The following is a 7,933-nucleotide window of genomic DNA, read 5'->3' as shown; positions in this document are numbered from 1 at the left end:
CGGGCAGGCGGTCGAAGGCCAGGTAGATCACCGGGGTGGTGAACAGCGTCAGCACCTGGCTCACCAGCAGGCCACCCACCATGGTGATGCCCAGGGGCTGGCGCAGCTCGGAGCCGACACCGCTGCCCAGCATCAGGGGCAGCGCCCCCAGCAGGGCGGCCAGGGTGGTCATCAGGATGGGCCGGAAGCGCAGCAGGCAGGCCTGGAAGATGGCCTCCCGGGGCGCCAGACCCTGGTTGCGCTCGGCGTCCAGGGCGAAGTCGATCATCATGATGGCGTTCTTCTTGACGATGCCGATCAGCAGCACGATGCCGATGATGCCGACAATGCCCAGTTCGGTACGCGCCAGCAGCAGGGCCAGCAGCGCCCCCACCCCGGCGGACGGCAGGGTGGACAGGATGGTGACCGGGTGGATGTAGCTCTCGTAGAGCACGCCGAGCACGATGTACATGGTCACCACCGCCGCCAGGATGAGCAGCAGGGTGTTGGTGAGGGAGGCCTGGAAGGCCAGGGCCGCGCCGCGGAAGCGGGTCTCGATGCTGGCCGGCAGGCCCAGGTCGGCCTCCACGGCATGGATCGCCTCCACCGCGTTGCCCAGGGCCACCCCGGGAGCAAGGTTGAAGGACACCGTGACCGCCGGAAACTGACCGATGTGATTGACCGCCAGCATGGCCGGCCGCTCTACCACCCGGGCCACCGCCGACAGGGGCACCTGCACCCCGCCGGTGCCGGGCACATACAGGTTGGCCATGGCCGCCGGGCCGCTGCGGAACTGGGGCTGCACCTCCAACACCACCCGGTACTGGGTGGCCTGGGTGAAGATGGTGGAGATCAGACGCTGGCCGTAGGCGTTGTAAAGCGCGTTGTCGATGGCGGCAGTGCTCACCCCCAGGCGGCTGGCGGCATTGCGGTCGATTTCCACCCAGGCCTGCAGACCCTTGTCCTGCAGGTCGCTGGCCACGTCGGCCAGCTCCGGCAGCGCCTGGAGGCGCTCCACCAGGCGCGGCACCCATTCGGCCAGGGCCTCGCCATCGGGCGACTGCAGGGAGAACTGGTACTGGGTGCGGGCCACCCGGTCTTCGATGGAGAGGTCCTGCACCGGCTGCATGTAGAGGGTGATGCCGGCCACCTTCTGCAGCTCGGGGCCGAGGCGGCGGATCACCTCGCTGGCGCTGGCGTCGCGCTCGGCCAGGGGCTTCAGGCTGATCATCATGCGCCCGCTGTTGAGGGTGGCATTGGTGCCATCCACCCCGATGAAGGACGACAGGCTGGCCACCGCCGGGTCTTTCAGCACCACCTCGGCCACCGCCTGCTGGCGCTCGGACATGGCCGGGAAGGAGATGGACTGGCCGGCCTCGGTGACGCCCTGGATGGCGCCCGTGTCCTGCACCGGGAAGAAGCCCTTGGGCACCAGAATGTAGAGCAGCACGGTGAGGGCCAGGGTGCCTGTCGCCACCAGCAGGGTCAGGCCCTGGCGCTGCAGCACCCACTCCAGCATCACCCCGTAGCGGGCGATGACCCGGTCGAAGAAGTCGCCGGTCACCCGGTAGAAGGGGCCCTGCTCCGCCTCCGGCACGTGCTTGAGCAGACGCGCGCACATCATCGGGGTGAGGGTCAGGGAGACGAAGGCGGAGATCAGGATGGCGATGGCCAGGGTGATGGCGAACTCGCGGAACAGGCGCCCCACCACGTCCCCCATGAACAGCAGCGGAATCAGCACCGCGATCAGGGAGACGGTAAGGGAGATGATGGTGAAGCCGATCTGCTTCGCCCCCTTCAGCGCCGCCTGCATGGGCGACTCGCCCTCCTCCACGTAGCGGGCGATGTTCTCGATCATCACGATGGCGTCGTCCACCACGAAGCCGGTGGAGATGGTGAGGGCCATCAGGGTGAGGTTGTTGAGGCTGAAGCCGGCCAGATACATGACCCCGAAGGTGCCCACCAGGGACAGGGGCACCGCCACGCTGGGAATGATCGTGGCCGGCACGCTGCGCAGGAACAGGAAGATCACCATCACCACCAGGGCCACGGCCAGCATCAGCTCCACCTGCACGTCGCGCACCGAGGCGCGGATGGTGGTGGTGCGATCCGAGAGCACCCGGACGTCCACCGAGGCCGGCAGGCTGGCGGTCATCTGGGGCAGCAGGGCCGTCACCCGGTCGGCCACCTCGATCACGTTGGCGCCGGGCTGGCGCTGCACGTTGATGATCACCGCCGACTCCCGGTCGGCCCAGGCGGCGAGGCGAATGTTCTCGGCGTCATCCACCAGGGTGGCCAGGTCGGACAGGCGCACCGGGCTGCCGTTGCGATAGGCCACGATGAGGCCGCGGTATTCGTCGGCGGAACGCAGCTGGTCGTTGGCGTCGAGGGTGGAGGCGCGCTGGGGGCCGTCGAAGCTGCCCTTGGCCTGGGTCACGTTGGCATTGGCGATGGCGGTGCGCAGGTCTTCCAGGCCCAGCCCATAGGCCGCCGCCGTGGTGGGGTTGACCTGCACCCGCACCGCCGGGCGGCGCCCGCCGGCAATGCTCACCAGCCCGACGCCGGCCACCTGGGAGATCTTCATGGCCAGGCGGCTCTCCACCAGGTCGTGGATGCGGGTGATGGGCAGGCTGGGGGACGAGATGGCCAACGTCAGAATGGGCGCGTCGGCCGGGTTCACCTTGCTGTAGGTGGGCGGCGCCGGCAGATCGCTGGGGAGCAGGCTGGAGGCGGCGTTGATGGCCGCCTGGACCTGTTGCTCGGCCACGTCCAGCCCCATCGCCAGACTGAAGCGCAGGGTGACCACCGAGGCCCCGCCGGAACTGGTGGACGACATCTCGTCCAGCCCGGGCATCTGCCCGAACTGGCGCTCCAGGGGCGCGGTGACGGCGGAGGTCATCACGTCCGGGCTGGCGCCGGGGTAGAGGGTTTTGACCTGGATGGTGGGGTAATCCACCTCGGGCAGGGCCGAGATGGGCAGCAGACGGTAGGCCACGAAGCCCACCAGCAGGATGGCCACCATCAGCAGCGAGGTGGCCACCGGCCGCAGGATGAACAGGCGGGACGGGTTCATGCCGGCCCCCCGGTGGCAAACCGATGCCCGCGGGCTCTTTCAGCGAAGGCTGCGGCCACGGTCAATGCCCCGGCCGGCCTGCGCCACTGCGCCGGCTCTCCCGGCCGGGGGCATCCACGGCCTTCGGGTCGATGGCCTCCACCTTCGCCCCGTCCTTGAGCTTGTCAAGCCCGTCCACCACCACCCGGTCGCCCGCCGCCAGGCCCTCCTCCACCGCGGCCTTGCCTCCATCGACGGGGCCCAGGCGCACCGACACGGCGGCGACCTTGCCGTCGGCGGTCAGGCGATAAACAAAGCTGCCCTTGCTGCCCTGCTGCAGCGCCGCCGTGGGCACGGTGACCACGCCGCGGAGGGTGTCCAGCAGCAGACGCACGTTGACGAACTGATTGGGGAACAGGCTGCCGTCCTTGTTGGCAAAGTCGGCCTTGAGCTTAACGGTGCCGGTGGTCGAATCGATCTGGGCGTCCACCGCCAGCAGGCTGCCTTCGGCGAGGCGGGTCTTCATCTCCCGGTCCCAGGCCTCCACCTTCAGCCCGCGCCCTTCGCGTACCCGCTTCATGATCGCCGGCAGGCGCTCCTCGGGCACCGGGAAAACCGCGGTGATCGGGCTCACCTGGGCAATCGTCACCAGCCCGGCCGCATCGGAGGCCTTGACGATGTTGCCCGGGTCCACCGCCCGCAGGCCGACCCGACCGCTGATGGGCGCCTTGATGGTGGTGTAGGAGAGTTGCAGCTCGGCGCTGCGCAGGTTGCCTTCGTCGGTCTGCACGGTACCCTGGTACTGGCGCACCAGCGCCTCCTGGGTATCCACCTGCTGCTTCGCGATGGAGTCCTGGGCCAGCAGGCCGCGGTAGCGCTCCAGGTCGATGCGGGCGTTCTTCAGCAGAGCCTGGTCGCGGGCGAGCTGGCCGCGGGCCTGCTCCAGGGCCGCACGGAAGGGTTCGGGGTCGATCAGCGCCAGCACCTCGCCGGCCTTCACCGGCTGGCCCTCGACAAACTTCACCGCCAGCAGCGGGCCATCCACCCGGCTGCGCACCGTGACCAGGTTGCGCGGCACCACGCTGCCGAGCGCCGGCACGGTGACGCGGACCTCCCCGGTCCCGATGGTGGCAAGGGTGACCGGTACCGGCCGATCACCACGCGGACCGCCCCCGCGCGGACCGGCGGCCTCCGTGCCGCGCCCCTCCTCCGCGCCCCCCCGGTACGCGTACCAGGCGCCGCCGCCGGCCAGCACGGCGAGACCGAGAATCCAGGGCAGATAGGAGCGTTTGGAGCGTTGCGGCGACACAGCGGAAGACGGGCTGGACATGGATGGACTTTCACGGAAGCGCCGGCACGTCGGCCGGATGGGAAGGACTCGAATGCTACACGATGAAACTTGAAGACTGCCCAATAGACCCGGCAGACCGGGAATCGATCCCGACATTCACACGCATCAGCCCGCCCCAATAAGGAAAGCCGCTTACGTAACACTTTTTAAACATCTGACACACCCCAGCCTATGTGAATTGAATCACACTGAACACGCGAAACGGATCACACACTGGAGCCCCCATGACACATCCATCCGGCCCCCAGCTTCCCGGCACCGACGATCTGCTGTCCATCATTCGCGTGCAAACCGAGATCGCCCGCCTGGGGCTCGACCTGGATGCCGTCATGGCGCTGGCTGCGGAGGCCAGCATGAAGCTCACCGGCGCCGACGGCGCTGCAGTGGAGATTGCCGAAGGGCCGCTACTGGTCTATCGGGCCACAGCGGGATTGGCCGCTGCGCAGGTCGGCCGGAGCATTGATGCGGAACACAGCCTTTCCGGCCTGTGCCTGCGCAGCGGGACAGCCCTGACCAGTGACAATGTCGAAGGCGACCCGCGGGTCGACTTGACCTCCTGCCATCAGATCGGCCTGCGGTCCATGGCCGTGGTGCCCTTGTGTCATGACGTCGAGAACGTGGGCGTCCTCAAGGTATTGTCGTCCAGGCAAGCGGCTTTCGGCCCCCGTCAGGTCGAGATCATCAAACTCATGGCGGATCTGCTTGCCGCGTCCATGTACTTCGCCACCCGTTGCGGCCGGGATGCGCTCTTCCACCAGGCAACCCATGATCTGCTCACCGGCCTGGCCAACCGCGCCCTCTTTCTGGATCGCCTGCGCAACGCCTTGTTGCAGGCGGATCGGGAGCACAGTCAGGCGGGAGTGCTGATGGTGGACATGGACGAACTGAAGCGGATCAACGACAGCCACGGCCATCGGGTGGGCGACATGGCAATCCGCGAGTTCGCCCAGCGCCTGTCCAGCGGGGCGCGACGCTCGGACACCGTGGCACGTCTGGGTGGAGACGAGTTCGGCGTGGTACTCCGCCCGACCGCCAGCACGGATGGACTGCGCGCCAGCACCGAGCGGCTGATCCGACAGGTCCAGGGCCCCCTCGTGGTGGACGGGCAACGGGTCCATCTCGGTGGCAGCTTCGGCGCAGCCCTGTACCCGGACGACGCCAGGGACATCAATGGCCTGCTGGAGGTGGCCGACCAGGCCATGTATGCCGCCAAACGCGAACGCAAGGGCCAAGCGGTCACGGGCTTGACCAGCGAATGAGTGGCGGCATCTGGGGCGGTGGGCGGGGGGCGCATCGATCACCTTCCCCGCCCGGGGCGATGGCTCAGAACTTCACGGCCACGCTGCCATACACGCTGCGCGGGGTGCCGGGCGCATGCAGGGACTGGGCGCCGTCCCACCACACGTACTCGCTGTAGCGGTCGAAGAGGTTGCGCACCTGCAGCTCCACGCTTACCGCCGGCGTCACCCGGTAGGCGGCGGACAGGTTGGCGTGGGTATAGCCGCCGAACTTGCCGGTGGCGTTGGTGCGCTCCAGGTAGTAGCTGGTCTGTCCATTGACCCAGGCGGACAGGCGCAGGGCGTCGCTGGCCTGGTAGTCGGCACCGGCGGTGTACAGCAGGTGCGGTACGTGGTCGATCTCCTTGCCCATGCTGGCGGCTGACGAGGCATCGGCCTGCAGGATCTTCGAGCGCTGGATGGCGGTGGACATCCACAGCCCGAGCTGGCGGGTGGGCCGGGCATTGAGCTGCAGGTCGATGCCCTGACGGCGGGTCTGGCCGATGTTCTCGGCGTCGTTGGCCGGGTCGTTGAGCTTGCGACGGGCCTCGTTGGAGGCCGTCTGACGCCAGGCGGAGAGCCGCCCGTCGAGCCAGCTCAGGGGGCGGAACTTGACGCCCGCCTCCCAGCCCTCATTGATGGAGGGCGACAGGTCGGCCGTCTGGTTCACCTTGTAGGAGGCCGTGCCCACGCCCACCTGGAAGCTGCGCCCCCAGTTGCCATACACCGACAGGGCCTCCGACACCGCATACACCGCCGAGAACTTGGGCTGCTTGATGGTGCCGTAGTCGTTCACGTCATAGACGCGGCCGTTGAGCTGATTGGTGTAGCTGCCGGTCACCCGGTCGGCACGGAAGGCCGGGGTCAGGGTCAGGCCGGCAAGAGGCTTGATGACGGCCTGCACGAAGGCGCCGGTGGTGTCGAAGTCGAACTGCTGGTTGCGGGTCTGGCTCTGGCGCACCTGGGCGATGGTATTGAAGCGCTGGCTGCGGTTGTCCTGGCGCTCCATGTCCACACCGCCCATCACCGACACATCGCCGATCACGGTCTTGCCGGCCCTCCAGGTCAGGGTGGTGGAGGCGCCGGTGTGGGTCTCGGCCACCAGACGCTCCTGCTGGGAGGCGCCGGCCGAGAACTTGACGAAACGCCGGTCATCCAGGTTGTTGAGGTACACCTGCCCGGTCCAAAACAGGCGCTCGGCCAGCTCGGACTCGCCTTGCAGGGCGAACTGGCTCACCTGGCGGCGGTCCTCGTCGGTGGCGTTGTGGGCCGGCGACTGGTCCGGGTTGGCGCGGGCCTGGGCGCGGGTCAGGTAGCCGGCCTCGTCCGCCGTGGCCGTGTAGTGGCGGGCGATCACGCCAAACCGGCTGGTGCCGCCGGTGGGCGTGAAAAACCACTTGCCGGAGAAGCTGCCGCTCTCGGCGTTGGCGTGGTCCCGGTAGCCATCGGTGCGGTTGAGCGAAATCGCATAGTTCTGGGCCAGGCCATCCTTCTCGATCCCGGCGGCGGCCTGAAGTTCGCGGGTGGCAAAGCTGCCCACGGTGGCCCGCCCAAGCAGGTAGTTGCCACCGCTCTTGGTGCTGATGTTGGCATTGCCGGCGATGTTGTGCAGGCCGTAGCGCGGATCGTTGGTGCCCCGCACCACTTCGATGGATTCGATGTCCAGGCGCGGCGCCAGGTCGATGTAGGGCATGTTGCCGTCGTTGCTGTTGGACGGCAAGCCGTCGATCAGCAGCTTGACCGCATTGATCTCGCCTTCGCCGTTGAAGGCGCGCATGGAGAACTTGCCGGAGGTGGTCCCCTGGCCGAACTGGGTCAGCATGACCCCGGGCACCTGGCCGAAGAGCTCCCAGTTGTTGTTCACCACCTGGCTCTCGATACGTTCGGTGGGCAGGATGTCCACCGAGGTGAGCACCCGGCGCGCCTCCAGCGGCCCACCCGCCGTACCGCTGACCACCACCTGGCCAAGGGTCAGGGCGGTGTCCCCATCGGATGCCCGGGCAAAGGCGGATGCACCCAGGGCCATGGCCAGGGCGAGGGCCACGGGGGTTGGGCGGAGCGCGGGAAGAAGCAGGTTCATGGCAGTTCCTTGTCGTCGGCAATGGGGCCGGACTGTAGCAAGGGCCTCGGGCAAAGAAGCTTGATCCAGGCCTGGAAACCGCCCCCTGCGACACTATGCCGCGGCATGGACGCCCCCCAACCCCACGGGCACCACGCGCCCCCCATTGCCGGCAAAATGCGGCCTTCGCCCCTCACCGGACCCGGCGCACCGAC

Annotated in this window: 4 protein-coding genes; 1 reads left to right on the top strand and 3 read right to left on the bottom strand. The window is 68.2% G+C overall.

What is annotated here, in order from left to right:
* Nucleotides 1–3,052 (bottom strand): MdtB/MuxB family multidrug efflux RND transporter permease subunit (locus J0L98_RS09665; protein ID WP_296411540.1); only part of this gene is annotated, 3,052 nt, incomplete at its 3' end.
* Nucleotides 3,053–3,113: 61 nt separating this feature from the next.
* The gene (locus J0L98_RS09660) at nt 3,114–4,361 is read right to left on the bottom strand and encodes an MdtA/MuxA family multidrug efflux RND transporter periplasmic adaptor subunit (protein WP_296411539.1); all 1,248 of its coding nucleotides are present in this window, start codon (nt 4,359–4,361) and stop codon (nt 3,114–3,116) included.
* A 245-nt stretch (nt 4,362–4,606) separates the two neighbouring features.
* Between J0L98_RS09660 and J0L98_RS09655 the strand changes: the two genes are divergently transcribed.
* Complete coding sequence (locus tag J0L98_RS09655) at nt 4,607–5,641, top strand: sensor domain-containing diguanylate cyclase (protein WP_296411537.1); 1,035 nt, start codon at nt 4,607–4,609, stop codon at nt 5,639–5,641.
* Nucleotides 5,642–5,705: 64 nt separating this feature from the next.
* Here J0L98_RS09655 and J0L98_RS09650 read toward each other — a convergent pair whose 3' ends face one another.
* Nucleotides 5,706–7,739, bottom strand: a complete 2,034-nt coding sequence (locus J0L98_RS09650; protein ID WP_296411535.1) for a TonB-dependent receptor — start codon at nt 7,737–7,739, stop codon at nt 5,706–5,708.
* Nucleotides 7,740–7,933: the final 194 nt, after the last annotated feature.

Source organism: Zoogloea sp., from assembly GCF_017302315.1.
Classification (GTDB): domain Bacteria; phylum Pseudomonadota; class Gammaproteobacteria; order Burkholderiales; family Rhodocyclaceae; genus Zoogloea.
This window is presented reverse-complemented; position numbering and strand designations above follow the sequence as displayed.